Source organism: uncultured Roseobacter sp. (assembly GCF_947495275.1).
Lineage (GTDB): Bacteria > Pseudomonadota > Alphaproteobacteria > Rhodobacterales > Rhodobacteraceae > Roseobacter.
This window is the reverse complement of record NZ_CANLYL010000001.1, coordinates 584,392-608,906: the sequence shown is the minus strand read 5'-3', so window position 1 is coordinate 608,906 and position 24,515 is coordinate 584,392. Positions and strand designations below refer to the sequence as shown.

Genomic DNA, 24,515 nt, shown 5'->3' with positions numbered 1-24,515 from the left:
ATGCGGCTGACCTGTCCTTTGTGCGGCGCGCGCGATCGTCGTGAATTCTATTATCAGGGCGATGCCGTGGCGATGACACGTCCGGCGCCCGACGCAGGCGCTGATGCCTGGGACGACTATGTTCATCTGCGTGATAACCCCGCCGGGCAGACGCGTGATTTGTGGCACCACGAGGGGGGGTGTGGTGCCTGGGTTGTCGTCACCCGCAACACCGTAACCCATGAGGTGCTCTCGGTAACGCTTGCCGAAACCGAAGCGAGGGCGGCCAGATGAGGGTTGATGGCAAAGGCCTGATTGACCGCTTGAAACCTGTGCGCTTCGAGTTCGACACCATCGGTTACGGCGGGTATTCGGGTGATACGGTTGCATCTGCGCTGCTGGCGAATGGTCAACGTTTGATGGGGCGATCCTTTAAATATCACCGGCCACGCGGCGTACTGACAGCGGGCAGCGAGGAACCCAGCGCCCTGGTGACGATTGGCCGTGGCTCGGCGCAAGAGCCTAACGTGCGGGCAACGATGCAGGAGATTTTCGACGGGCTTGAGGTCCGGTCCCAGAACGCCTGGCCCTCCCTGCACTGGGATGTCATGGCCATCAACGATCTGGCCTGGCCGTTTTTGGGGGCAGGGTTCTATTACAAGACGTTCATGTGGCCGCCCGCGTTTTGGGAGAAGCTCTATGAGCCGATCATTCGGCGCGCCGCGGGCCTTGGGGGGCTTAGCGGGCGGAGCAATGAGGACACCTACGAAAAGGCATATGCGTTCTGTGATCTGTTGATCATCGGGGGCGGGCCAACCGGGCTTATGGCGGCGCTCGTTGCCGGGCGCGCGGGGGCCGATGTGATCCTTGCAGACGAAGATGCGCTTTTGGGGGGACGCCTGAACGCAGAAACCTATGTCATCGACGGCGAGAATGGCAGCGATTGGGCCGCAGCCGCCGTGGCCGAATTGCGGGGTCTGGAAAATGTGCGCCTGATGACCCGCACAACCGTGACCGGCGCCTATGACCAAGGCACATATGCAGCTTTGGAAAGAGTGACCGGGCATCGTGCACCGCCGGGTCGTGGCGCGCCATTGGAGACGTTCTGGCGGATCGTTGCCAAGCACGCGATCCTTGCAGCGGGTGCGCTGGAACGACCTGTCGCCTTTGCAAACAATGACCGCCCCGGGATCATGACTGCCGGAGCCGTGCGCACCTATCTCAACCGATATGGCGTGAGCCCCGGGCAATCTGTGGCCGTTTTTGGCAACAATGATGATGCGCATCGCACGGCCCTGGATCTGGTCGAAGCGGGCGTGGAAGTTGCGGGCCTCATCGACAGCAGACCGGATGCGCAGATCCCGGGTGCGGACTTCCCGGTTTATGCCGGGGCCGTGGTGACGGGCAGTGCGGGTCGACGCGGGCTCCAAGGGGTCACGGTTCAAGGGCCAAGAGGCGCCTTCAGGATCGACGCCGATTGTCTGGCCATGTCGGGCGGTTGGAACCCGACCGTCCACCTGACTTGTCACATGAATGGCAGGCCCACCTGGCGCGAAGACATTGCCAGTTTTGTGCCGACGCCAGATAGCATTCCCGGCCTCAAGGCCGCCGGGGCCTGCAACGGCACCTTTGGGACATCAGAGTGTTTTGCAGCGGGGTACGATGCTGCCAGGACGGTCCTGAAAGAGCTGAAACGGAAAGCCCCCCGTGTCGATCTGCCCGTAGGCAGTGATACCGATGGCGGTTTTGGCATCACGCCGCTCTGGGCCGTGCCCGGCAAGGGCCGCGCCTGGCTGGATTTCCAGAACGACGTGACGGTCAAGGACATCAAACAGGCAGCAACCGAAAACTTCCGCTCGGTGGAGCACATGAAACGCTACACCACCCAAGGCATGGCAACGGATCAGGGCAAGAATTCCAACGTCGCGGCCCTGGCGGTGCTGGCCGACGCAACCGGGCGCGGCATTCCGGAAACGGGCACCACGACGTTCCGCCCTCCCTACGCACCGGTTGCTATCGCCGCGATGGGCGCAGGGGGTCAGGGAGACGGGTTTGCACCGCAACGTTTCACCACCTCCCATCAGGTCAGTGTCGCGATGGGAGCCCCCATGATCGAGGCGGGTTTGTGGTATCGTCCGAGCTATTTTCCAAAGGCCGGCGAAACCACATGGCGCCAGTCCTGCGACAGGGAAGTGGCCTATGTGCGCGAGACCGTCGGCGTCTGCGATGTCTCCACGCTGGGAAAAATCGACATTCAGGGCCCGGACGCCGGGGCTTTTCTCGATTTCGTCTACACCAACACCTTTTCCACGCTGAAAACGGGACGTGTCCGATATGGGCTGATGCTGCGCGAAGACGGTCATGTGATGGATGATGGCACCACGGCACGTCTGGCGGATCAGCACTTTGTCATGACCACAACAACCGCCGCCGCAGGCAATGTGATGCGGCATCTGGAGTTCGTGCATCAGGTGTTGCGGCCTGATCTCGATGTGCGTTTCATGTCCGTTACCGAGCAATGGGCGCAATTCGCTGTTGCCGGGCCACGGTCCCGCGAATTGCTGAATGAAATCCTCGACACTCCCATCGACAATGACACCTGGCCCTTCATGGCCTGTGGCGATGTAACGGTCGCGGGTGTGGCGGGTCGGCTTTTCCGCATTTCGTTTTCGGGTGAACATGCCTATGAGATTGCCGTTCCCGCCCGATACGGGGAGAGCTTGTTTGAATTGCTGGTCAAACGGGCCGAAAGCCTGAGCGGCGGGGCCTATGGGATGGAAGCGCTGAATGTGCTGCGGATCGAAAAGGGCCATATTACCCATGCCGAAATCCACGGGCGCACCACAGCCTTCGATATCGGTTTTGCCCGGATGATCAGCACCAAGAAGGATTGCATCGGTCAGACGATGGCGGCCCGCGACGGGCTGGTCAATCCCGGTCGCGAACGGCTTGTTGGCATGAAACCGGTGGGCGCGGTCAAGGAACTGACGGCAGGGGCGCATGTGTTCGAAAAGGATGCCTCTGCGATACGGGTCAACGATCAGGGCTATGTCACTTCGGTGGCGTTTTCGCCAACGCTGGGCCATTTCGTCGGACTGGGCTTCGTCAAAAGAGGCCCGGAGCGCTTTGGTGAGGTCATGCGTGTCGTGGACCATCTGCGCGATCTCGAAACAGAGGTCGAGATTTGCGATCCGGTCTTTTTTGATCCTGAGGGAGGCCGAACACGTGGGTGATCTGATTGCAAAAAGCGCTTTCGGTGATCTGTTGCCGCTATCCGAAGGCGCGGCGACGCTGAGCGACGCGGAGGTCGGCCACTTGACCTCCATCGCACCATTTCAGGGTCAGACAACGGCGACATCACAAGCGCTGCGTGCCGCCCATGGGATGGCGCTGCCCGCTGTGAACCGTGCTACCGGAAAGGCGTTCGAGCGGGCCATCTGGTTCGGCAAGGATATGGCATTGCTGGTCGGACCGCCACCGAATGCCGATCTGGCCAGAACCGCAGCGCTTACCGATCAATCCGATGCCTGGGCCTGTGTAACCCTCGACGGACCCCCTGCCGAAGATATCCTGGCGCGTCTTGTGCCCGTTGACTTGCGCGCAGCCGAATTCAAACGCGGTCATACGGTCAGGACGCAAATCAGGCACATGAACGGCTCGATCACCCGGGTGGGCAGCGACAGCTTTCTGATCATGGTCTTCCGGTCGATGGCGATCACTTTGGTGCAAGACATCAAACAAGCTATGGAAGCCACTGCCGCCCGCCGCTAAAGTGTTGCAAGGGTTACCTGATCGGAGAATGAAAAATGTTGCGTTACGTGTCGGCCTTTGTATTTTTGCTTACTGCCTCCCCGGTTCTTGCACAGGACGACAAGGAAGTGCTCTGCGGTCATCAGGCAGATATTGTCGCCGCCATTGCCCAGGCCCGCCTTGACCGTGTGAGCGAGCGCAAACTGCCTCAGGCGCTTGCGGAAAACGCGACCTGGCCTGCCAATTACAACGGCATGATCCCGGTGCTTGCGCCCCATATGTACGGGTTGAAGCGCAAGGAATTGCGCAACACCGATTGGCGCAGCGCGACCTTCGAGCAGTGCATGGGGGCGGATCTATCCTCTTTGCAGGGCAATTGATCCGCAGCACATAGCTGCGCGTTGCGCCTTGCTTGGGTGGCATGCCCCGGCGATCTGTAGATTGAATTTCACTGCGGCGTCTGGACTCTCATCGGGTGCGCGCCGATATATAGATCATGAGCCTTCCACCCGGATTTCTTGATGAGTTGCGCACCCGTTCCAGCCTGTCTCAGGTGGTTGGGCGCAAGGTCATCTGGGACGCGCGCAAATCCAATCAGGGCAAGGGCGATATGTGGGCACCATGCCCATTCCATCAGGAAAAATCGGCCAGTTTCCACGTGGATGATCGCAAGGGTTTTTATTATTGCTTCGGGTGTCACGCCAAGGGCGACGCCATCTCATTTGTGCGTGAAACCGAGAATGTGGGCTTCATGGAGGCCGTCGAAATTCTTGCGCGCGAGGCCGGGATGCCGATGCCGGAACGCGACCCCCAAGCCCAGCAGAAAGCCGACAAACGCAGCCAGCTTGTCGAGATCATGGAGCAGGCGGTCAAGTTCTTCCGGCTGCAACTGAATACCGGTGCCGCCGCCGAAGCGCGGGCCTATCTGGAGCGTCGCGGGCTGGAGGGTGCTGCCCTTGAACGCTGGGAAATCGGCTATGCGCCGGATCAATGGCAAGGGCTTTGGGACCACCTGAAAGCCAAGAAAGTCGAGGATCAGCTGATACTGGATGCGGGCCTTGCGAAACCGTCGAGCAAGGGCGGTAAGCCCTATGATACCTTCCGGGGACGGATCATCTATCCAATCCGGGACGCGCGCGGACGCGCCATCGCTTTTGGCGGGCGCGCCATGGATCCCAATGACAACGCCAAATATCTGAATTCGCCGGAAACCGAACTCTTCGACAAGGGGCGCAGCCTTTACAATCAGGGCCCGGCACGCACGGCGGCGGGTAAAGGTCAGTCACTGATCGTGGCAGAAGGCTACATGGATGTGATAGCGCTTGCCTCCGCCGGGTTCGAGGCCAGTGTGGCCCCTCTGGGCACCGCAATCACTGAAAACCAGTTGCAGATGCTCTGGCGGATTACCCCCGAACCGATCATTGCGCTGGATGGCGACACGGCGGGTCTGCGCGCGGCCATGCGTCTGATTGATCTGGCGCTGCCGTTGTTGGAGGCGGGCCAATCGCTGCGGTTTGCCATCATGCCGGCGGGCAAGGATCCCGACGATCTGCTGCGCGAGCAGGGCGCACCCGCTTTGCAAAAGCTGCTTGATGACGCCATGCCGATGGTTCGGTTGCTCTGGCAGCGCGAAACCGAGGGTCGTGTGTTTGACAGCCCGGAACGCAAGGCGGCCCTGGACAAGGCCCTGCGCAGCAAGATCATGACGATTAAGGACCCGTCCATTCGCAGCCATTACGGGCAGGAGATCAAGGACCTGCGCTGGCAGCTTTTCCGTCCGCAACCCGGGCCGAGGAGTACCGCAAAGGGACGCGGAGGCTGGCAAAAACCGCCCGCCGCCGCGCGGGCCACAACGAAATCATCCCTGTTGGCGGCTGCGGAAGATCCGGCCAGCACGGATCATCTGCGTGAAGCGGTGATCCTCGCCGTTCTGGCAAGTTGCCCGGAGGTGATCGAGGAGTTTGAGGGGGGCATCGAACAGATGCGCTGCAATGACCCGTTTCACAGGGAATTGCGACATGTGTTGCTGTGCAACATGGGAATGAGTGCGGACGGCCTGCGGGAACAAATTTCCCAGTCACTGGGGGAAGGGGCTCTTGAAAACCTGCTGTCGCAGCGCCATGTCGCCATCGTACCCTGTATCCGCACGCCGGGAGATCTGGACAAGACGCGGATGACGGTGGCTGAAGAGCTTGCCAAATTACAGAGTGCCCAAGGTTTGGACGCGGAAATTGCCGAGGCCGTTGAAGATTTGGGTGGCGTGGCGGATGAAGGCCTGACCTGGCGCTTGTCCGAAGCCGCCAAGGCGGCGGATATGGCGCGGCGCAGTGGTCAGGAAGACCGGGCTGAATATGATGTTGCCGACAATGGCGCTGTGTTGAGTCGCGATGAAAGACGGCGACTGGATGATCTGTTGGGGCAGATAAAAATTGAAAAACCGCGCAAGAGATGACGCTGCGGTTCATGTCGGGCCGAATCAGTTGTGAAAGGGAGCGTGGGGATGCAAATAAGCACCACAAACCGGACGGTTAACCAAATTTGAACGGGAAACCCGCAGAAAAAGAAGGTAAATGGGTGGCCGAATCACCCAAAAACGCTAGATGATTCCCAAGTGATTCGGGCGAGCGAATCACTGAGACCTCTGAGGAGCACCGCATGGCCGCGAAAGACACCAACGAAGACGCAAAATCAGACGATCAGGAATCGGGCCATTCGCTTGATATGAGCCAGGCCGCCGTCAAGAAGATGATCGGTGAGGCGCGCGAAAAGGGCTACATCACTTACGATCAGCTGAACACTGTGCTGCCGCCGGATCAGGTCAGCTCCGAACAGATCGAAGATGTGATGTCCATGCTCTCTGAGATGGGGATCAACATCATTGAAGATGAAGATGCCGAAGAGGAAGAGGCAAAAGGCTCCACTGAACTGACGACCACCGAAGGCACCCGCGAAGTCACCTTGGGGTCGGGGACAGCTGAAAAACTGGACCGCACGGATGATCCGGTCCGCATGTACCTGCGCGAAATGGGCTCTGTCGAACTGCTCAGCCGTGAAGGCGAGATTGCGATCGCCAAGCGCATCGAGGCCGGTCGCAACACGATGATTGCGGGGCTTTGTGAAAGCCCGCTGACGTTTCAGGCGATCACCATCTGGCGCGACGAATTGCTCTCCGAAGATATTTTGTTGCGCGATGTCATTGACCTCGAAGCCACCTTCGGCAACCAGATGGACGAGGATGGCGCGGTCGATGAGCCGGTTGTTGCCGCTGATGGCAGCACGGTCAAGAAGGAAGACACCGGCCCGGAACTGGATGCCGACGGGAACCCCATCGCTAATGACGACGACGATGACGAAGATGATCAGGCCAACATGAGCCTTGCCGCCATGGAGGCGGCGCTGAAGCCTCAGGTTCTGGAAGCGCTGGACATCATCGCAGATGACTATGTCAAACTCTCGGAAATGCAGGACAGCCGGATTTCGGCGACGCTGAACGAAGATGGGACCTTCACGCAGTCAGATGAAGATCTCTACCAGAAACTGCGCGCAGAGATTGTGCTGCTGGTGAACGAACTTCATCTGCACAACAATCGTATCGAGGCGCTGATCGACCAGCTATATGGCATCAACCGTCGCATCATGCAGATTGATTCCGCCATGGTGAAGCTTGCTGATCAGGCCCGCATCAACCGTCGTGAATTTGTCGATGAATATCGTGGTTATGAGCTTGATCCTAATTGGCTGGAACGTATGGCCGAGAAGTCGGGCCGTGGATGGCAGATGTTCATCGAACGCTCCACGGAAAAGGTTGAAGAACTGCGGACCGATATGGCGCAGGTCGGTCAATATGTGGGTCTTGATATCTCCGAATTCCGCCGCATTGTTCAGCAGGTTCAAAAAGGTGAGAAAGAGGCGCGCCAGGCCAAGAAGGAAATGGTCGAGGCAAACCTGCGTCTGGTGATTTCCATTGCGAAAAAATACACCAACCGCGGGTTGCAGTTCCTTGATCTCATTCAGGAAGGTAACATCGGCCTGATGAAGGCGGTGGACAAATTTGAATACCGGCGTGGCTATAAGTTCTCGACCTATGCGACCTGGTGGATTCGTCAGGCGATCACGCGTTCGATCGCGGATCAGGCGCGCACCATCCGTATCCCGGTGCACATGATCGAGACGATCAACAAGCTGGTGCGTACGGGGCGCCAGATGCTGCATGAGATTGGCCGCGAACCAACGCCCGAGGAGCTGGCTGAAAAGCTGCAGATGCCGCTGGAGAAGGTGCGCAAGGTGATGAAGATCGCCAAGGAGCCGATCTCTCTGGAAACGCCGATCGGCGACGAAGAAGACAGCCAGTTGGGCGATTTCATCGAGGATAAGAATGCTGTGCTGCCCTTGGACAGCGCCATTCAGGAAAACCTCAAGGAAACCACGACCCGCGTGCTGGCCTCGCTCACGCCGCGTGAAGAACGCGTGCTGCGCATGCGTTTCGGCATCGGCATGAACACCGACCACACTTTGGAAGAAGTCGGTCAGCAGTTCAGCGTGACCCGCGAACGTATTCGCCAGATTGAAGCTAAGGCATTGCGCAAGCTCAAGCACCCCAGCCGGTCGCGCAAATTGCGGTCATTCCTGGATCAGTGAAGAAACGCCCGGCAGGCGGCATTGCCTGCTGGGAATTTTTCATGCGCACGGGCCCCTCTGTACCAGCCTGTTTGTGCAAAGATACTTTGTGAGTTTGGAAAATCTGTACCTTGTTCTATGGTCGGCGGAATGCCGACGGTAGGGGATGTCATCTTATGAAGGTCCATGTTCCGCTTTTGCTCAGTTTAGCTGTGGCTCTGCCAAGCCTCGCAGCACAGCCTTTTCGGGCGGTAAACCGGCTTTTCGTCTATCCTTTAAGCGCCGATACTTTCGAAGTGATCGAGGACCGAGGCGTGGGTGCGCGGGGCATCTGGTGCGCAGCAGCAGATTACACCAAGGCAGCGGGTCTCGATGGGGCCCGCAAGCGGATGTACATATTGGAGCCGCGCGGACCTTCCAAAACCGTTCAAGGACGTATGGGGGTGGTCTACACGCTCAACCCGGATGACGCGTTGCGCAACACGCCCACGTCATATTCGGTATCAGTTAAACGGGTGGGTGAGAATCTTCCCGTTGGTCACGCCTATCTTTTCTGCGAGGCGTTCATCGAAGAGCTGTTTGACCGTTTCTGATCAGCAGCAATGCCAATGATGAACTGGGGCCGGGTCCGAAAAGATGAATACTGAGATACAGATCACGACCTCGGGTCCGGGGCTTTATGAGTTTACGGATCGTCTGCTGGACCGTCTCGAAGGTTGCGGCGATGGCCTCGTGACATTGTTTATCCGCCACACATCTGCGTCTCTGCTCATTCAGGAAAACGCCGATGCCGATGTACAAAGCGATCTGCGAGCTTTCTTTGATAGGTTGGTGCCATCATCGGATGATCCGAAAATGGCCTACCTGCGCCACACCTATGAGGGTCCTGACAATATGCCGGCGCATATCAAGGCGGCGATGATGCCGGTCAGCCTTTCCATACCTGTCCGGAACGGGCGGGCGCTGTTGGGAACCTGGCAAGGTGTCTACCTTTTTGAACACCGCGCGCGACCGCACCAGCGTGCCGTGGCCGTGTCGTTTCTTGGCAACCCTTGAGGCTGGAATGCACCTACCAGATGTGGGTGTACATTTCCCCTCTACCCAAAACCTAGCCTCTCCCCTATAAGTGTGGATAAGTGGGGCGGCGATCCCACAAAAGAGGCAGAGACACAACTAAAGGGGGACGGCCCATGCGCTGCCCGTTTTGCGGAAACATTGACACTCAGGTTAAAGACAGCCGACCCGCCGAAGATCACGTATCGATCCGGCGGCGCAGGTTTTGTCCGGCTTGCGGCGGGCGCTTCACCACCTATGAGCGCGTTCAGTTGCGCGACCTGGTTGTGATCAAATCCAATGGCAAGCGCGAAGATTTTGACCGTGATAAACTGGAGCGGTCCATTCGGATTTCGATGCAGAAACGCCCGATCGATCCGGAACGCATTGATCAGATGATCTCCGGCATTGTGCGCCGTTTGGAGAGCATGGGGGAGACTGACATTGGCTCCAAACAGATTGGTGAGATCGTGATGGAGGCTCTGGCGCGGATCGACACGGTCGCTTATGTGCGTTTTGCCAGTGTTTACAAGAACTTCCAGGCCGCCGACGACTTCGACAAGTTTGTCAGTGAATTGCGGCCAGACGTTCCTTCAGAAGAGTGAGTGAACCTGGCCGCTTTATGGCGCTTGCGCTGTCCCTGGGGCGGCGCGGGCTGGGCAGGACGTGGCCCAACCCGGCCGTTGGCTGCGTGATCGTGAAAGGCCAGCGCATTGTCGGTCGCGGCTGGACCCAACCTGGCGGTCGCCCACATGCTGAGACCGAAGCTCTGGCGCAGGCTGGCACATTCGCACAAGGCGCAGATGTCTACGTCACACTGGAGCCCTGTGCACATCATGGTGAAACACCTCCCTGCGCACAGGCTCTGATCGACGCGGGCGTGGCGCGGGTTTTCGTCGGTGCGCGTGATACAGACCCGCGCGTCAGCGGAAAAGGCTCCCAGACGTTGCGCGACGCCGGTATCGACGTGATCTTTGATGCAGCGGAGGAACGGGCGCTCGCCGCAAACGCGGGTTTTTTTGCCCGTATCGAGGAAGATCGTCCCTTTGTGACGCTAAAGCTCGCCAGTAGTTTTGACGGCAGGATTGCCACTGCAACAGGCGAAAGTCAGTGGATCACCGGTCCGGAGGCACGTCGCTTTGTCCATGCTCAAAGATCGCGGCATGACGCTGTGATGGTAGGCGGCGGGACGGCGCGCAAGGATGACCCAAGTCTGACGGTTCGCGGTTTGGGCATGAAGCATCAGCCAGTGCGGATCGTCGTCAGCAGGCGACTGGATTTGCCGCTGATGAGCACGCTGGCGCGCACCGCCAAGGAGGTGCCGGTGATCCTTTGCCATGGCCGAGACGCTGATCCGACGCTCTTGCAGACATGGCGCGATCTCGGCGCAGAGGTGTTGGCCTGTTCAGCCTCCGGTGCACAACTGGACCCGCGCGATGTGATGCGGCAACTCGCGGGCCGCGGTCTGACGCGCATTTTTTGCGAAGGCGGCAGCGCCCTTACCGCCAGTCTGATCGAGGCCGATCTGATTGATGAACTGGTAGGGTTTACTGCGGGTCTGACCATTGGTGCCGAAGGCTTACCATCCATCGGCGCGTTGGGGGTCAGCCGCCTGAGAAACGCGCCGAGATTTTCGCTGGTCGAGACACGCCGCATTGGTGCAGATGCACTGCATATCTGGCGGCGCGACCGCCGCCACGTTTCTTAACGCTGCCAAAACCACCGGGCGCTCGCAAAGAGGCCCTGTAGTTTGGAGAGCAGTCGATTGCCAGCCGGGTGGCCGGGCGCTCCCTCTTCCGCCAGACGTTTGATCGCAATTTCAACAGGGCAGGGCATTCCTGTCACCGGATCCAGATATCGCGGGTAATCGATTAACGTTGCATGCGCGAGGCCTGCCAATGACGGGGTTGCCCGCCTGCGCGGCGGCACGTCGTCACGATCCCGCGTCAGCCCCCACCCCGTGTAGAAGGGGGCACCCCATGTGGTGACCGGCAGCCCCCGGATCAGTGCTTCAAACCCCAAAAGGGATGTCATCGTCCAGACTTCCTGAACCTGCTCCAGAAGGTCAATCGCATCAGCCTTGTGGGCAACACAATCGGCCAGCGCCGATGCGTCACAGGCGCCGTCCCTCAGACCGGCTTCGACATCGGGGTGGGGTTTGTAGATCAGCACTGCTTCGGGGTTTGCCTGCCGTGCCGCCTTGAGCAGATCAAGGTTGCGGCGCACGGTGCCAGCTCCCAGCTTTACAGAGGCGTCATCTTCAACCTGACCCACCACCAGAATGCGATGTCCTTCCGGCAGAACGATCTGGTCGCCACCCAGATTGTACTTGTTGATCCGCTTGGAAATCAGCGTCCGGATCAGATTTTGTACGCGCAACTCCTGATCCGGTCGCAATTTTTCGCGTTCCGCAATCATCGTTTCGAGGCGGCTGGGTTTGGTGGGGTCATAATAAATGCCCAGATCATCAGAGACCAATGACAGTGGTGGGACTAGTTCTGCACCCAGCCCGCGGGATCTGAGAAACCCGTCCTCGACACGCACAGCATCCGATTGCCCGATGGTTGCCTTGCTGGCCCAAACCATCCAGGGGCGATCCGCAGCGCGTGCACGCGCGGGCTCATCTTCGAAGATCACTTGTTTGTGGTGGCCATAAAAGCGTTGCAGGTGAGGCCTTTTCCAGAGGCTCATGCCAGAGGCGACCCACCCCTTGTGATCTTCACGCCATGCGCGCGCCAGTGCCGCCATACTCTCAAGAGCGGTCTGAAAATCGCACAACTTGTCATCGTAGGGGCAATACCACTTGGGATAGATCATCATCGCGGCGGCAAACAATTGCGCGCGCGTCAGCTTGCGTTGACGGCGTTGCACCGGGAATTCATCCGTTGACAACCCCCAACCGGCATAGAAGGGCTGGCCGAATAGACGCGGCTTGTGACCGGCAAAAATGGCTTCGAACCCAAGTTGGGACGACACCGTATAGACGCCGATAGCGCCGTCGAACAACGTCCACGGGCTGATGGGTTCAGTCGTGAAGGTGACCCTATCCGATGCATCCTGGGCCTCGAAATAACCTTTGCGAAACCCCGCGACGGTCTCTGGATGGGTCTTGATGATGATGGGCGCGCCGGGATGCTCTTCCTGCGCGACAAAGAGCATTTCGAGAAAGCGGTTCCGATCCGCACCGGACGCCACCACCGAGGCATCACCATGGGTTTGGTCCAGCACCAGAACGTAGCCCGGCGGCCGCGCGGGCAGGGCAGGATCAACCGCGCTGAACTTGGTCAGATGCGCCTCTTTCATGCGTTCAATCGCCCCGCGCGCCTGATTGAGCAGCGCCGTATCGTCCAAGGGGTGCGTGGCGAGCAACGTCTCAAGATCGGAGGGGATCGTCGGGTCATAGTGGACGCCGGTTTCGTCTATCAACAAGCCCAGTGGCGGCTCCCCGATGCGTCCGGGATGCAGGGAGCGCACCCAGGCGTCCTCGACCCGCACCAAATTACTCCCTTTGCGTTCGGCCACGGCTTCACCGCGGTGCGATGTTGGACTGTTGCCCCAGACGCCCACCATGTCATCGGGCCCAGGGGCACCGATCTTCACGTCAAAACCGCTCAGGTGCAAAATGCGTCGAATGCGCGTTTGGGTGAGAAATCCACCGTTATAAACGTAAAGCCGCCGGGCAGTTTCCTGTCCGGCGGGCTCAAGGTCACGTGACGTGGCCATGGAGGGTGTCAGTTCGCCAGTTGGTCGATTGATGCAGCTGGCGCAACGAGGGAGCCAAAGACGGCTGAGACAGCTTTGTTCCACTGTGCCAGCGGTGCCTCGGTGACATAGAGCGTGTCGCCATCGCGGATCACAAAGTCGCGCGCCACGAACATGCCGTTCGGTTCAGTCAGGTCCAGCAGGTAGATCATACGCTGGGCTCCGATCAGATCATCGCGTCCCAGAACCTGGGCAGCAACTTCGGGTGGTTCGTTTCTGAACACAAATACACCCGTTGCATCGGAGGTGGCTGATACCAGCCCACCTACCTGTGCGATGGCTTCAAGAGCGGAAAGGTTTTGGGAACGGAAGGGGACACGCGCTTGTGCTCCGGTAGCACCGAGGGAGGTGAAGGAGCGGGTGTCCTCTTCGACCAGAATTCGGTCGCCACCACGCAGGGCGATGTCCAGTTCCGGGTGATTGTACAGATCCTGGAACCATATGCGGCTGCGTTGCGTGCCGCGAATAACGGTGATCTGCGCGACCTCAGGTTCGATGGTGACCCCGCCCGCGCGCGCCAGCATCGTGGAAAGTGTCCGCGTCGGGCGCTCGATCGCGTAAACGCCCTGACCGCCAACGGACCCGACCAGGGAGACAGTCGAGCCGTCCCCGGCCTGTCTGCGCACTTCGACCTGTGGGTCGGGGGTCTGTTCTTCGAGCTTGGATGTGATGATGCGGCGAATAGCTTCCGGAGAATTGCCAGCAGCCCGGATGCGACCCGCATAGGGGACAAAAATGAACCCGTCGCCGTCGACCTGGACACTTTCGAGAAGGGTTGCATTGCTCGCTTCGCCTGCCAGCAAGCCGTCGTCCACGTTTTCCCAGATGGTCAGCCCCAGAACATCACCGGGTTGGATGGTGTCAGATCCAATCTTGGCGGAGTTCTTGAAGCTTTCCGAAAAGCCCAGAGCCGGTACAACGGCGATGGCGCGGGTTACGCGATCATTTACCGTGACGACAAATGCGTCACCCTCTTTCTGAACGGAGCCTGCGTAAATCTGACGCTTGTTGGGGCCGACATGGGGCAATCCACATGATGCCAGAACGGCCAAAGCCGCCACAAAAGCGATGGGACGCGCCCATCGAAAGCCGGAAGGTGTCACTGCTCGGTCTCCTCGACCTATTCGAAATCTGCCTCAGTTCGCCATCTTTTCGTGGCGCAATTGACGTTAATCTATCGCCAATTCTTTGGAAAATCTACTATCCGAACGCGCCTGGGTCATTTCACGACACGAAACTGTTGCCCGATGGCCGCGGTTTTGCGGCGCGGGATTTCGTAGGGGTCGCGGTCAGAAAGCATCATATCCACCACCTGGCGCAGCAATTGACGGCGTCCGCGACTGGCATAGAAGCTGCCGGGCAACTGGCTCGTTTCCAAAAGGAACTGGCGAAAATCGCGGTAATCCTGCACATCTGCGCGCGAGGGTTTGGCAAAAAACTCCGCCAATGGCTGGCTGGAGACAAGTTCTGGTTTGCCGTAAATGGTGTCGCCAAATGTTTTCAGGGGCACACCGCGCCAGAGCGCCTGCTGACCGGATGTTGAATTGACGGTGACAGCGCTGCGCGCCTCGGCAAGCAGTGCTGCAAGTTTCCCGCCGCGCAGATAATGGACCCGCCCGGCAAGGCCATGACGGCGGGCAAAACGGCGAATGTCCCGGCGCAAAGGACTGCGTCCGTCTTCCAGCGGGTGGGCTTTGAACACCAGATGATGGTGCGGGGGAGCTCCTGCGGCAAATTGAGAAATTACCAGCTCCAGGAATTCCGACTGAGTGGCAAATGGCGCATGTATCTGGAACGAACTGTCGTGCTCCAACTGCAAGAGGGCGACATGGTAAGGAAAACCGCCGCGCCGCAACCGCCGGGTCGCCAATCGGCGCTCCAACGCCTGAAACGGCATCAGCAGCAGTCGTCTGACATAGAGCCAGAACTCCTGACTTACGTTCAGGGAACGATGCGGCAGGAACTGTCTGTATCCGCGGTTCCAAAACATGACGAACCAATGATAGACGGCACCATAAAAGACATGCTGACGCAGATCACCCCAGTGGCTTGGCGGAATCGGAGGATCAGGATCGGCCTGGGCACGTGCATCGCGCATTGCGTCGAGAGGCATATCCATGAGGCGCGAATGGCCGTTAGACCCGTTTCTTTCATAACTGACCCAATAGGGGCGCAAATATCCTTCCTCAAAGACATGAATGCGAATGTTTCTTGATTTTGCCACCGCGACGGCCTTCGCGTGAATCCACCGGGTATCGCCGTATAGAACAATGTCCGTAACGCCTTTTTTAACAAGCGTTTCACCCAGGAAATCACCCCATTTGCCCTGAGCCGCCCGAAAGGGAATGTAGGATTGCCGGTCCGGCCAGAAGGCGCGATCCCCTGCGTTGAAGCCGATGCGCCAGACCGTGTTGCCCGCATAGCGCAGCTGTTTTCCCAGTTGATGGAAGAACGGTCCATGAGGGCCTTGAAGGAACAAGAACACGCGAGAAGCTGAGAGAGAGTGAAGGGTCAAATGGTGAGCCTCGAACAATTACATGCGCCACTTCCACAAAGAACCCTTCACAATTATTGCAGGATATGCGCGTTGTCGCAAGCTCGGGGTCTTGTCAGGGCAATTCGGCCCCGTTACCTCAGAGGCAAGGTCACTGGGAAGGGCAGCGCATGTTTACGGGCATCATTACCGACATTGGTACGATCATCTCGCTTGAACAGGAGGGCGATCTGCGTGCGCGTATCCAGACAGCCTATGACACGCAAAGCATCGATATGGGCGCGTCGATTGCATCGGATGGCGTGTGCCTGACAGTCGTGGATTTGGGGCCGGATTGGTACGAAGTACAGATCAGCGCCGAAACCGTGGAAAAAACCAACATCGGGCGCAACAACTGGGGGGTTGGCAAGCGGATCAATCTTGAACGCGCGCTCAAGGTTGGTGACGAGCTGGGCGGTCATATTGTTTCCGGCCATGTAGACGGGGTGGCAGAGGTGATCGCTGTCACAGAGGAAGGGGACAGCACCCGCGTGACATTGCGTGCACCGCATGATCTGGCGCGGTTCATTGCGCCCAAGGGATCCGTGGCGCTGAATGGCACGTCATTGACCGTCAATGAAGTTTCGGGCTGCGATTTCGGTATCAATTTCATACCGCACACCAAAATTGCCACGACCTGGGGGGATGTCGCTGTCGGGGATCTGGTGAATCTGGAAATTGACACCCTGGCCCGTTACGTCGCGCGATTGGCGGAAATGCCCAGTTCATGAGGGTGTCTGCGTCTGGTCAAGATGCGGAAGCTGGGCTAAGAGCCTGCAAGTCTGAAGGAAAGGCAAGCGCGCCATGAGTTTTGAAACGCCCGGTCCCGTTGAGACCGATTTGCGCTCCAGTATCGCGGAGATTGACGAGATTATCGAAGCGGCCCGGCAAGGCCGCATGTTCATTCTGGTGGATCACGAAGATCGCGAGAATGAAGGCGATCTGATCATTCCGGCGCAATTTGCCGATGCCGAGGCAATCAATTTCATGGCGGTGCACGGACGTGGTTTGATCTGCCTGCCGCTGACCGCCGAGAGGATCGAAACTCTGGGCCTGCCGATGATGGCGGTGAACAATTCATCACGCCATGAAACAGCTTTCACTGTCTCGATCGAAGCGCGTGAAGGTGTTGAGACAGGGATTTCTGCGGCAGATCGCGCATTGACCGTAGCCGCCGCCATTGATGAGACCAAGGGACCTGCGGATATTGCAACGCCGGGGCATATGTTCCCATTGCGCGCCCGGCAGGGCGGCGTGCTGGTGCGTGCCGGTCACACCGAGGCCGCCGTCGACATCAGCCGGTTGGCCGGCCTGCATCCTTCCAGCGTGATCTGCGAGATCATGCGGCCCGACGGCCAAATGGCGCGATTGCCAGAACTGATCGAATTTGCAAAAGAACACGGGATGAAGATCGGCACGATCAGCGATCTGATCGCTTATCGGCACAAGCATGACAACCTGCTGCGTCTGCGCGATGAACGGATGGTTGTTTCGGCCTATGGCGGCGAATGGCACATGCGGGTGTTTGCAGATGAGATCACCGGGACAGATCACGTAATGCTGTCCAAAGGCGATATCAGCACCGATGAGCCGGTGCTGGTGCGGACCCATGCGCTTAACGCGCTTGAGGATATTCTGGGGCTTGGGCCGAGCCCTGCCGATGAATTGCCACGGGCCATGGAGATCATCGCCGAAGAAGGGCGCGGCGCTGTGCTGCTCTTTCGTGAACCACATCCGAAACTGCGCCTTGACGGGGATGAGGATGATGGCCCACGCACCATCAAACGTACCGGGGTGGGCGCGCAGATCATGTCTTCGCTGGGACTGAGGGACCTCATCTTGCTGACCGACAGTCCGCAAACCAAATACCTTGGGCTTGATGCCTACAACCTGTCCATCGTGGGCACGCGCCCCATCACCAAGGAATAGATCATGGCTGCCAATGAACAGCATTACGTCCTGCCACGGCCCGCGTTTGACAAGCCGGTCAAAATTCTGATCGTGGTGGCCCCTTACTACAAGAACATCGCGGACAGTCTTGTGGCGGGTGCAAAGGCCGAAATCGAGGCAGCGGGTGGCACATGGGAACTGGCCGAAATGCCCGGTGCGCTTGAGGTGCCCACTGCCATCGGGATCGCCGACCGGCGCAGCAATTTTGATGGCTACGTTGCCTTGGGCTGTGTCATCCGGGGAGAGACAACGCATTACGAAACGGTCTGCAACGACAGTTCGCGTGCTTTGCAACTGCTAGGGTTGCAGGGGCTTTGCATCGGCAACGGCATTCTGACCGTGGAGAACCGCGCGCAGGCCGAAGCGCGGGCGGAGGTCAAAGGGCAGAACAAAGGCGGCGGGGCTGCCGCTGCGGCCTTGCATCTGATCGCAATGGCCCGTAAGTGGGCGTCCCAATCCAAAGGCATCGGGTTCAAGCCAGCTGGCCAGAGTTTCCAGATCGCCGGTTCAAATGACGGATCACCAACCGCATGACATCGCTTCACGGCAACCTGTCCGGCAATCAGCGCCGCAAAATGAAGTCCGCCGCGCGGCTATATGCGGTGCAGGCCTTGTTCCAGATGGAACACTCGTCGCAGACTGTTGAGACCGTTCGCGTTGAGTTCCTCAACCACCGATTTGGTGAGGTATTTGAAGGTGAAGAGATGCTTGATGGAGATGTCGAGCTGTTCGACGCTGTGTTGGAAGGGGCGGTGAACTATCAGGCGCCGATTGACCAATCAACAGACCGCGCTCTGGTTGCAAAATGGCCCTTGGGGCGGATCGACCCAACATTGCGCGCCCTTTTCAGAGCGGCGGGCGCGGAGCTCAATGGCAAGCAGACCCCACCTAAAGTGGTCATCACTGAATATGTGGATGTGGCCCGGGCGTTTTTTCCGGACGGTAAGGAACCGCAGTTCGTAAACGCGGTGCTCGATCACATGGCCAGAGAAGCGCAGCCCGAGGCATTCTGAAGCACGGCTGCCGCAACGTCATCTCGCTTAAAGCGCCGGAATTCGCAAATCCACACGAAATTGTGCTCATTTTTCTTTGGCTTCCTCTGGACTCTACCGATTTAAGTGCCATCTTTAAGGCAGAGGAGAAAAGCAATGCTTGACCTGATCGAACGCATCATTCGCACTGTCTTTCCGGGCGCTGGCTCGCAGCCGCAGCTGATCCCCGTGCGCGCAACGCGCAAGCGCAAGCTGACCGAGCGCCGCAAGTAACCTTAGCTTATTTACTTAATATTTTGAAATACCAAGGATTTGTACGGGTTCAATGTGATGGGCCCGCTACAGCCGTCTTGGTATTTATTCCCGAGGACCTGTATATACAGGTGGGCGCCAGGTAACCAGGCCAGGGCCAGGACAGAGCCAGCTCCCTCGGATTTGCTTAAGGCCACTGGAATGTAACCAGTCACGCGAAGAGCAGCACCCATCACCCAAAGGACTTAAGTTGAGGATCGGCGCACCACAAGGGGCAAAGCGTGACACGGCCATAAAATAACTTGCCTGATGTTCACTATATGTTCATATTTAAGCCATGGCGCACGATGACTTGCAATCTTTCCAGCCGGGGCAACTTTTGGCGCGCGGAGCAGCGCGTTTGTTAAATAGCTATGGCTTTGTAAGTGTTGAGGAACTTGTTCCGTCACGTGGGCTGCGCGTCGATCTGATGGGGGTGGGGCCAAAGAACGAAATCTGGATTGTCGAATGTAAATCCAGTCGGGCAGACTATCAGTCTGATCACAAATGGCAGGGCTACCTGGCGTGGTGTGACCGGTTTTTCTGGGCGGTGGATGAGGCGTTTCCCACTGAGTTGTTGCCCGAAGATACCGGATTGATCATTGGCGATGCTTATGGTGCAGAGATTATTCGTATGGGTCCGGAGGACAAACTTGCCGCTGCCAGACGCAAGGTTATGATACAGAAATTCGCGATAACTGCAGCGCGTCGCCTACACGCAATGCGTGACCCGGATGCAGCCACCGATTGGGGCTAGCGACGGCGGGGTTTCATGCCGCGCGCCCGATTGGCGGCGGCGGTGATCTCTTCAGCGATTTCGTCTGCGTCGTCGGGCGCAAAATCCATAGGAATTTCAACATCATCCGCCTCGACATAAATGCGAACCATGCCCGTATCGGTCGGCCCGATCTGCAAGTTAGCCTCAATTTCGCGTTCGGTGTCGATGCCCATATTTGATCTCCTAGATAGAGTGGCAGTATCGCTAACGCGAGGAGGCTTGAAACACAAGCTGGCATGCGCTTTGCTGCGGCCATGGATGCTGTCGAAATACGTAAATTCCGCGCTGAAGACCGTGATTGGCTGGTCGCACAGCATGGCTGCCAATACGCTCAGGCCGAAGGGTTTGATGACAGCTTCGGTGTATTGGTCGGCGAAATCATCGATGCCTTTCTCGTCGGCCATGATCCGCAGTGCGAGGCCGGCTGGATGGCCGAAAACAACGGGCAGCGACTGGGGTCGATATTCTGCGTCAGGTTGTCGGAGACAACAGCAAAGCTCAGACTCTTCCTGCTGGTGCCGGAAGCACGTGGCAAGGGACTTGGAAAACGCCTGCTGAGTACCTGCTTGGGATTTGCCAAGGATCGCGGATTTTCGAACATGCAGCTATGGACCCATGAAAGCCACGCGGCCGCTTGTGCGCTTTATAAATCGACCGGATGGCACATAATAAGCAGCAAACCAGTGCATTCTTTTGGTCAGGATCTGGTCGAACAGAGCTGGATCTATCGGTTCTAATCCTCTTGCAATCTTATGAGCAGGGCGATAAATCGACCTCAGTGCCGCCTTAGCTCAGTAGGTTAGAGCGCCTGATTGTGGATCAGGAGGTCCCCCGTTCGAGCCGGGGAGGTGGTACCACAAATTCCCAACAAAATTAGTATCTTAGAGAACCCGGTGAAATATTCCCGAGTCTCTATTGATCGCGTTTATCTTTTGACTTCTTATTAGGGGCCCCTAAATTCCATTTAAAATCAATTAGCTGCTGGTCTCGGCTCCAGAAGTGGCCAAATTCAGAGCCTACCTGCGGGCAGAGGTTCGACAAACATCCTCAATTGCGTAGCGTTTTTACTGAAATTCAGTGATGAGTATGTTTTCAAGGTGTCATTTCCAAGCGATGCGCTTCGTGGACATACGACATGGCAATTTGCGAAACCTGACGGAACCTCAGCTTGCCAAGGGGTTTGCTGAAACCGCCAGTTTCCTGGACGTTTCTGGTACCCGCCAGCCGGATCGACATATGCCTGCGCTACCATATGGTGGCGAGCAGCTTTGCAGCCGACGATCTGTTAGCTCTGATCCTGTCAGAAAAACCTGGCTTCAAGAATCGCTACTTTATCAAAATGCGCTGACGCAGTTGCCCGGTTACGCGATCAAAGATCAGGATTTCGTTGGCATCGGTGACGACGGCGAACCAATCGGGTCCTTGGGTGAAAGAAATGGCCTCTGCGCCGCCGGGTAACGTGATCTCGGTCGGCAATTGGGGCGATCGATCATTGAAGCGGGTGACAATCAACACGATGATCAATAGAAGACCGCCGATCATGGTCGCTGTCAGCACCGTGACTAACCGCCTCAAAAACCGCAGGTTTGCGGGTTCCGCGCTTTCGTCCTCTGGCCTTACATCGGGATTTTCCATGCCACTCCGCCAAATCCGCTTTCTGATCGACGAAACACCGCCGCAGCGCCTTGATAAGGCGCTTGCACGGGATGTGCCAGTGGAGGCTGCATTGTCGCGCACGCGCATCGCCCGATTGATCACCGAGGGTGCGGTTGCCGTCGATGGCTGGGTTGTCAAAGATCCCAAAGCGCGGGTTGCTGAAGGGGCGAAGGTTGAAATCGAGATAGAAGAAGCGCAGGAAAGCCATATCCGGCCTGAAGACATCGCGCTCGACATCGTGTTCGAAGACAATGATCTCATTGTTGTGAACAAGCCCGCGGGCATGGTCGTGCACCCTGCGCCGGGCTCGCCTTCTGGTACGTTGGTGAATGCATTGCTGGCCCACTGTGGCGAAAGCCTGTCGGGCGTTGGGGGGATGAAACGACCGGGAATCGTGCACCGGATTGACAAGGAAACCTCGGGCCTGCTGGTTGTGGCCAAGTCGGATGCCGCCCATCACGGGCTGGCTGCTCAATTCGAAGCGCATACCGTCGAGCGATACTATCAAGCGCTGGTTTATGGTGTCCCTGACGCTAACGATCCGCGGCTGCGCGGTGTGAAGGGGGCCAATTTTGAGCCCGGCAATATTCTGAAGATTACCACGCAACTGGCGCGTCATAAATCCGACAGGCAGCGACAGGCCGTGCTGTTCCAGGGGGGGCGGCATGCGATCACAAGGGCCCGGACTACCGAGCGTTTCGGATCGCCTGCGGTGATCGCACTTACGGAATGCTGGCTGGAAACCGGGCGCACCCATCAAATCAGGGTTCATCTGGCCCATGCCGGTCACGGGCTTGTCGGTGATCCCGTATATGGCGGCAAACGCAAGCTCGCGCGGGCGGCATTATCAGAGGCGTCCTCCGAGGCAGTAACAAAATTTCCGCGACAAGCCCTTCATGCGGCAGTTTTGGGCTACGATCACCCTGTGACCGGCCAGAAATTGCGATTTGAAGCGCCGTTGCCGCAAGATATGGCCGAGTTACTGGGATTGCTGCGCCATGGCTGACACAAATCGCAAGCCTGCGTGAACGCACTGACATGTGAGATGTTAACAGGTGCGCTTCATGTCAGTATTTCGTTAATCCAAAGATTGTAGATGATCCGTTAACAATTTTGGTGGGTCAGACTTGAACTGATCGGTTTAGACCCCATATTGATGTTAAGCCCTTAAACATTGGGAGGCGCTCATGGCAAATTATGCAAATCTACCGGCCCCTACACCGGAAGGCGGGCTGAACCGCTACATGCAGGAAATCCGGAAGTTTCCGCTGTTGGAACCGGAAGAGGAGTACATGCTGGCAAAGGCCTGGGTTGAAAAAGAAGACACAGCCGCCGCGCACCGCATGGTGACTTCGCACCTTCGCTTGGCCGCCAAGATAGCCATGGGATATCGTGGCTACGGCCTGCCGCAGGCGGAAGTTATTTCAGAAGCCAACGTTGGCCTGATGCAGGCCGTCAAGCGATTTGACCCCGAAAAAGGGTTCCGACTTGCGACCTATGCGATGTGGTGGATCCGCGCGTCCATTCAAGAATACATCCTGCGCAGCTGGAGCCTCGTGAAACTGGGGACGACGTCCGGTCAGAAAAAACTGTTCTTCAACCTGCGCAAAGCCAAAAATCGTATTGGCGCCTTGGAAGAAGGTGATCTGCGCCCCGAAAACGTGTCAAGAATCGCAACCGATCTTGGGGTGACCGAAGATGAGGTCATTTCGATGAATCGCCGGATGTCAGGTGGTGATGCGTCTTTGAACGCCACTGTCGGCTCGGAAGGCGAAGGGGCGATGCAGTGGCAGGATTGGCTGGAAGACGAAGAGGCAGATCAGGCCGGTGATTATGAGGCGCGAAATGAGCTCGAAGCGCGTCGGGAACTGCTTGGCGAAGCAATGAGCGTGTTGAATGATCGCGAGAAGGACATTCTGACGCAACGCCGTTTATCAGACAAAACGATCACGCTCGAAGACCTGAGCGCTGAATACGATGTGAGCCGGGAGCGCATCCGCCAGATTGAGGTGCGCGCCTTCGAGAAGTTGCAAAAGAAGATGCGCGATCTGGCCAAGGAAAAAGGCATGCTGGCAACCGCCTGATCCGCCACGTGGGGACTTTTTATTTTGACCATCTGTGCTGTTCGAACGCATTTGTTTGCGCTAACCTCTCCGAAAAATCGGAGGGTTTGACGATGGCGGTATTGCGTTGGGGTATTCTGGGGGCATCCAATTTTGCGACTACCTACATGGGGCCGGCAATCAACGCCGCAAGAGACGCGCAATTGGCGGCACTTGCAACTTCCAACCCTGAAAAAGCGCCCCGGTTTCAGGCCTTTGCGCCTGACCTGCTGGTACATGACAGCTATGAGGGCCTTTTGGCTGATCCATCTATCGATGCGGTTTACATTCCGTTGCCCAATCACCTGCACGTTGAATGGACCCTGAAAGCGCTTGAAGCGGGAAAACACGTTCTGTGTGAAAAGCCAATGACCTTGCAGGCGGATGAGTTTGACCGGCTGATCGCGGCTCGTGACAGCACTGGCTTGCTGGCGGCCGAGGCGTTCATGATCGTGCACCATCCGCAATTCATCCGTGCCAAGGCTCTGATCGAAGCGGGCACGATCGGGGAGCTACGCCATGTTGATGCGGTCTTTTCCTATTTCAATACGGATCAGGGCAATATTCGCAACCAATCTGCCGCTGGTGGTGGGGGATTGCCGGATATTGGCGTCTACACCTTTGGCTCGGTGCGCTTTGTCACGGGGCAGGAGCCGATATCGGTGCCATTTGCCCATATCGACTATGAAAACGGTGTCGATGTTTTCGCTCAGGTGGCAGCAAAATTCCCGGATTTCACCTATTCGGCAATGGTTTCCATGCGCTTGTTTAACCGGCAGGAGGTGGTTTTTCATGGCGACAAAGGGGTATTGCGCCTGACCTGCCCGTTTAACGCGGCAGTTCATGACCAGGCTGAAATCAGCATTGAAACCGCGGGACACACACGGCGTGTCGAACGCTTCCCGGGGGTGAATCACTACGTGCTTCAGGTTGAAGCCTTCGGGGCATCAGTGCGCGACGGCTCCCCCTATGCGTGCCCGCTGGAGTTCAGCCGGGGCACGCAGGCGATGATGGATATGGTGTTCGAAGCGGGTGGCAGGCCGGACTGAACC

The 24,515-nt window shown here is 57.9% G+C and carries 24 protein-coding genes and 1 tRNA gene; 20 read left to right on the top strand and 5 right to left on the bottom strand.

The window, feature by feature from the left end:
• From Q0802_RS02965 to ribD, 10 genes are all read left to right on the top strand, one after another.
• Complete coding sequence (locus Q0802_RS02965) at positions 1-273, top strand: sarcosine oxidase subunit delta (RefSeq protein ID WP_298913287.1); 273 nt, start codon at positions 1-3, stop codon at positions 271-273.
• Complete coding sequence (locus Q0802_RS02960) at positions 270-3,212, top strand: sarcosine oxidase subunit alpha family protein (protein ID WP_298913285.1); 2,943 nt, start codon at positions 270-272, stop codon at positions 3,210-3,212. The genes Q0802_RS02965 and Q0802_RS02960 overlap by 4 nt, the downstream gene beginning before the upstream one ends.
• The gene (locus tag Q0802_RS02955) at positions 3,205-3,750 is read left to right on the top strand and encodes a sarcosine oxidase subunit gamma (RefSeq protein WP_298913283.1); all 546 of its coding nucleotides are present in this window, start codon (positions 3,205-3,207) and stop codon (positions 3,748-3,750) included. Before Q0802_RS02960 ends, Q0802_RS02955 begins: the two co-directional genes overlap by 8 nt.
• 35 nt (positions 3,751-3,785) lie before the next feature.
• Positions 3,786-4,109 (top strand): hypothetical protein, encoded by a 324-nt coding sequence (locus Q0802_RS02950; RefSeq protein ID WP_298913281.1) that lies wholly within the window; start codon positions 3,786-3,788, stop codon positions 4,107-4,109.
• 116 nt (positions 4,110-4,225) lie between these two features.
• Complete coding sequence (gene dnaG, locus Q0802_RS02945) at positions 4,226-6,181, top strand: DNA primase (RefSeq protein ID WP_298913279.1); 1,956 nt, start codon at positions 4,226-4,228, stop codon at positions 6,179-6,181.
• Positions 6,182-6,384: 203 nt separating this feature from the next.
• On the top strand, positions 6,385-8,367 hold the full coding sequence (gene rpoD / locus Q0802_RS02940; RefSeq protein ID WP_298913277.1) for an RNA polymerase sigma factor RpoD: 1,983 nt from the start codon (positions 6,385-6,387) through the stop codon (positions 8,365-8,367).
• Positions 8,368-8,522: 155 nt separating this feature from the next.
• The gene (locus Q0802_RS02935) at positions 8,523-8,939 is read left to right on the top strand and encodes a hypothetical protein (RefSeq protein WP_298913275.1); all 417 of its coding nucleotides are present in this window, start codon (positions 8,523-8,525) and stop codon (positions 8,937-8,939) included.
• A 43-nt stretch (positions 8,940-8,982) separates the two neighbouring features.
• Positions 8,983-9,402 carry a secondary thiamine-phosphate synthase enzyme YjbQ gene (locus Q0802_RS02930; RefSeq protein ID WP_298913273.1) on the top strand — a complete coding sequence of 140 codons (420 nt, stop codon included), beginning with the start codon at positions 8,983-8,985 and terminating at the stop codon, positions 9,400-9,402.
• Between the two features lie 134 nt (positions 9,403-9,536).
• Positions 9,537-10,004 carry a transcriptional regulator NrdR gene (gene nrdR, locus Q0802_RS02925; protein WP_298913271.1) on the top strand — a complete coding sequence of 156 codons (468 nt, stop codon included), beginning with the start codon at positions 9,537-9,539 and terminating at the stop codon, positions 10,002-10,004.
• Positions 10,005-10,021: 17 nt separating this feature from the next.
• Entirely contained in the window at positions 10,022-11,107 is a 1,086-nt protein-coding gene (gene ribD / locus Q0802_RS02920; RefSeq protein ID WP_298913581.1) for a bifunctional diaminohydroxyphosphoribosylaminopyrimidine deaminase/5-amino-6-(5-phosphoribosylamino)uracil reductase RibD, read from the top strand.
• Here the strand turns inward: ribD and Q0802_RS02915 are convergent.
• The 3 genes from Q0802_RS02915 to Q0802_RS02905 form a co-directional block, all read right to left on the bottom strand.
• A complete protein-coding gene (locus Q0802_RS02915) occupies positions 11,104-13,122 on the bottom strand; it encodes a capsular polysaccharide biosynthesis protein (protein WP_298913269.1) in 2,019 nt (672 codons plus the stop codon). The two genes, ribD and Q0802_RS02915, sit on opposite strands and share 4 nt — an antisense overlap.
• Before the next feature lie 8 nt (positions 13,123-13,130).
• Entirely contained in the window at positions 13,131-14,264 is a 1,134-nt protein-coding gene (locus Q0802_RS02910; RefSeq protein WP_298913267.1) for a polysaccharide biosynthesis/export family protein, read from the bottom strand.
• Positions 14,265-14,380: 116 nt separating this feature from the next.
• A complete protein-coding gene (locus Q0802_RS02905; protein WP_298913266.1) occupies positions 14,381-15,646 on the bottom strand; it encodes a capsule biosynthesis protein CapA in 1,266 nt (421 codons plus the stop codon).
• 179 nt (positions 15,647-15,825) lie between these two features.
• Between Q0802_RS02905 and Q0802_RS02900 the strand changes: the two genes are divergently transcribed.
• From Q0802_RS02900 to Q0802_RS02880, 5 genes are all read left to right on the top strand, one after another.
• Entirely contained in the window at positions 15,826-16,425 is a 600-nt protein-coding gene (locus Q0802_RS02900) for a riboflavin synthase (protein ID WP_298913264.1), read from the top strand.
• A 73-nt stretch (positions 16,426-16,498) separates the two neighbouring features.
• Positions 16,499-17,623, top strand: a complete 1,125-nt coding sequence (gene ribB, locus Q0802_RS02895; RefSeq protein ID WP_298913262.1) for a 3,4-dihydroxy-2-butanone-4-phosphate synthase — start codon at positions 16,499-16,501, stop codon at positions 17,621-17,623.
• 3 nt (positions 17,624-17,626) lie between these two features.
• Positions 17,627-18,178 carry a 6,7-dimethyl-8-ribityllumazine synthase gene (locus Q0802_RS02890; RefSeq protein ID WP_298913259.1) on the top strand — a complete coding sequence of 184 codons (552 nt, stop codon included), beginning with the start codon at positions 17,627-17,629 and terminating at the stop codon, positions 18,176-18,178.
• Positions 18,175-18,657: a transcription antitermination factor NusB gene (gene nusB / locus Q0802_RS02885; RefSeq protein WP_298913256.1), complete on the top strand. Its 483-nt coding sequence runs from the start codon at positions 18,175-18,177 to the stop codon at positions 18,655-18,657. Before Q0802_RS02890 ends, nusB begins: the two co-directional genes overlap by 4 nt.
• 568 nt (positions 18,658-19,225) lie before the next feature.
• Entirely contained in the window at positions 19,226-19,684 is a 459-nt protein-coding gene (locus Q0802_RS02880) for an MmcB family DNA repair protein (RefSeq protein WP_298913253.1), read from the top strand.
• Here the strand turns inward: Q0802_RS02880 and Q0802_RS02875 are convergent.
• Positions 19,681-19,878: a DUF6324 family protein gene (locus tag Q0802_RS02875; protein WP_298913250.1), complete on the bottom strand. Its 198-nt coding sequence runs from the start codon at positions 19,876-19,878 to the stop codon at positions 19,681-19,683. The two genes, Q0802_RS02880 and Q0802_RS02875, sit on opposite strands and share 4 nt — an antisense overlap.
• Before the next feature lie 81 nt (positions 19,879-19,959).
• Between Q0802_RS02875 and Q0802_RS02870 the strand changes: the two genes are divergently transcribed.
• Positions 19,960-20,442, top strand: coding sequence for a GNAT family N-acetyltransferase (locus tag Q0802_RS02870; protein WP_298913578.1), 483 nt, complete (start codon positions 19,960-19,962; stop codon positions 20,440-20,442).
• A 43-nt stretch (positions 20,443-20,485) separates the two neighbouring features.
• Positions 20,486-20,562, top strand: a tRNA-His gene (locus tag Q0802_RS02865).
• A gap of 469 nt (positions 20,563-21,031) precedes the next feature.
• Here Q0802_RS02865 and Q0802_RS02860 read toward each other — a convergent pair.
• Positions 21,032-21,340: a DUF6476 family protein gene (locus Q0802_RS02860; RefSeq protein WP_298913247.1), complete on the bottom strand. Its 309-nt coding sequence runs from the start codon at positions 21,338-21,340 to the stop codon at positions 21,032-21,034.
• On the opposite strand from Q0802_RS02860, the gene Q0802_RS02855 reads away from it, so the two are divergent.
• The 3 genes from Q0802_RS02855 (at position 21,339) to Q0802_RS02845 (ending at position 24,512) form a co-directional block, all read left to right on the top strand.
• Positions 21,339-22,367 carry an RluA family pseudouridine synthase gene (locus Q0802_RS02855; protein WP_298913244.1) on the top strand — a complete coding sequence of 343 codons (1,029 nt, stop codon included), beginning with the start codon at positions 21,339-21,341 and terminating at the stop codon, positions 22,365-22,367. The two genes, Q0802_RS02860 and Q0802_RS02855, sit on opposite strands and share 2 nt — an antisense overlap.
• Positions 22,368-22,548: 181 nt before the next feature.
• Positions 22,549-23,445, top strand: coding sequence for an RNA polymerase sigma factor RpoH (gene rpoH, locus Q0802_RS02850; RefSeq protein ID WP_298913241.1), 897 nt, complete (start codon positions 22,549-22,551; stop codon positions 23,443-23,445).
• A 92-nt stretch (positions 23,446-23,537) separates the two neighbouring features.
• Complete coding sequence (locus Q0802_RS02845; RefSeq protein ID WP_298913238.1) at positions 23,538-24,512, top strand: Gfo/Idh/MocA family oxidoreductase; 975 nt, start codon at positions 23,538-23,540, stop codon at positions 24,510-24,512.
• Positions 24,513-24,515 lie beyond the last annotated feature (3 nt).

Excerpts from the sequence above, each read along its gene's own strand:
- Q0802_RS02915 (WP_298913269.1), bottom strand. The coding sequence starts at position 13,122 with ATGGCCACGTCACGTGACCTTGAGCCCGCCGGACAGGAAACTGCCCGG.
- Q0802_RS02875 (WP_298913250.1), bottom strand. The coding sequence starts at position 19,878 with ATGGGCATCGACACCGAACGCGAAATTGAGGCTAACTTGCAGATCGGG.
- Q0802_RS02950 (WP_298913281.1), top strand. The coding sequence starts at position 3,786 with ATGTTGCGTTACGTGTCGGCCTTTGTATTTTTGCTTACTGCCTCCCCG.
- Q0802_RS02855 (WP_298913244.1), top strand. The coding sequence starts at position 21,339 with ATGCCACTCCGCCAAATCCGCTTTCTGATCGACGAAACACCGCCGCAG.
- ribD (WP_298913581.1), top strand. The coding sequence starts at position 10,022 with ATGGCGCTTGCGCTGTCCCTGGGGCGGCGCGGGCTGGGCAGGACGTGG.
- rpoD (WP_298913277.1), top strand. The coding sequence starts at position 6,385 with ATGGCCGCGAAAGACACCAACGAAGACGCAAAATCAGACGATCAGGAA.
- rpoH (WP_298913241.1), top strand. The coding sequence starts at position 22,549 with ATGGCAAATTATGCAAATCTACCGGCCCCTACACCGGAAGGCGGGCTG.
- Q0802_RS02890 (WP_298913259.1), top strand. The coding sequence starts at position 17,627 with ATGGCTGCCAATGAACAGCATTACGTCCTGCCACGGCCCGCGTTTGAC.
- Q0802_RS02930 (WP_298913273.1), top strand. The coding sequence starts at position 8,983 with ATGAATACTGAGATACAGATCACGACCTCGGGTCCGGGGCTTTATGAG.
- Q0802_RS02900 (WP_298913264.1), top strand. The coding sequence starts at position 15,826 with ATGTTTACGGGCATCATTACCGACATTGGTACGATCATCTCGCTTGAA.
- ribB (WP_298913262.1), top strand. The coding sequence starts at position 16,499 with ATGAGTTTTGAAACGCCCGGTCCCGTTGAGACCGATTTGCGCTCCAGT.
- Q0802_RS02965 (WP_298913287.1), top strand. The coding sequence starts at position 1 with ATGCGGCTGACCTGTCCTTTGTGCGGCGCGCGCGATCGTCGTGAATTC.
- nusB (WP_298913256.1), top strand. The coding sequence starts at position 18,175 with ATGACATCGCTTCACGGCAACCTGTCCGGCAATCAGCGCCGCAAAATG.
- Q0802_RS02880 (WP_298913253.1), top strand. The coding sequence starts at position 19,226 with ATGGCGCACGATGACTTGCAATCTTTCCAGCCGGGGCAACTTTTGGCG.
- dnaG (WP_298913279.1), top strand. The coding sequence starts at position 4,226 with ATGAGCCTTCCACCCGGATTTCTTGATGAGTTGCGCACCCGTTCCAGC.
- Q0802_RS02845 (WP_298913238.1), top strand. The coding sequence starts at position 23,538 with ATGGCGGTATTGCGTTGGGGTATTCTGGGGGCATCCAATTTTGCGACT.
- Q0802_RS02860 (WP_298913247.1), bottom strand. The coding sequence starts at position 21,340 with ATGGAAAATCCCGATGTAAGGCCAGAGGACGAAAGCGCGGAACCCGCA.
- Q0802_RS02870 (WP_298913578.1), top strand. The coding sequence starts at position 19,960 with ATGGATGCTGTCGAAATACGTAAATTCCGCGCTGAAGACCGTGATTGG.
- nrdR (WP_298913271.1), top strand. The coding sequence starts at position 9,537 with ATGCGCTGCCCGTTTTGCGGAAACATTGACACTCAGGTTAAAGACAGC.
- Q0802_RS02935 (WP_298913275.1), top strand. The coding sequence starts at position 8,523 with ATGAAGGTCCATGTTCCGCTTTTGCTCAGTTTAGCTGTGGCTCTGCCA.
- Q0802_RS02960 (WP_298913285.1), top strand. The coding sequence starts at position 270 with ATGAGGGTTGATGGCAAAGGCCTGATTGACCGCTTGAAACCTGTGCGC.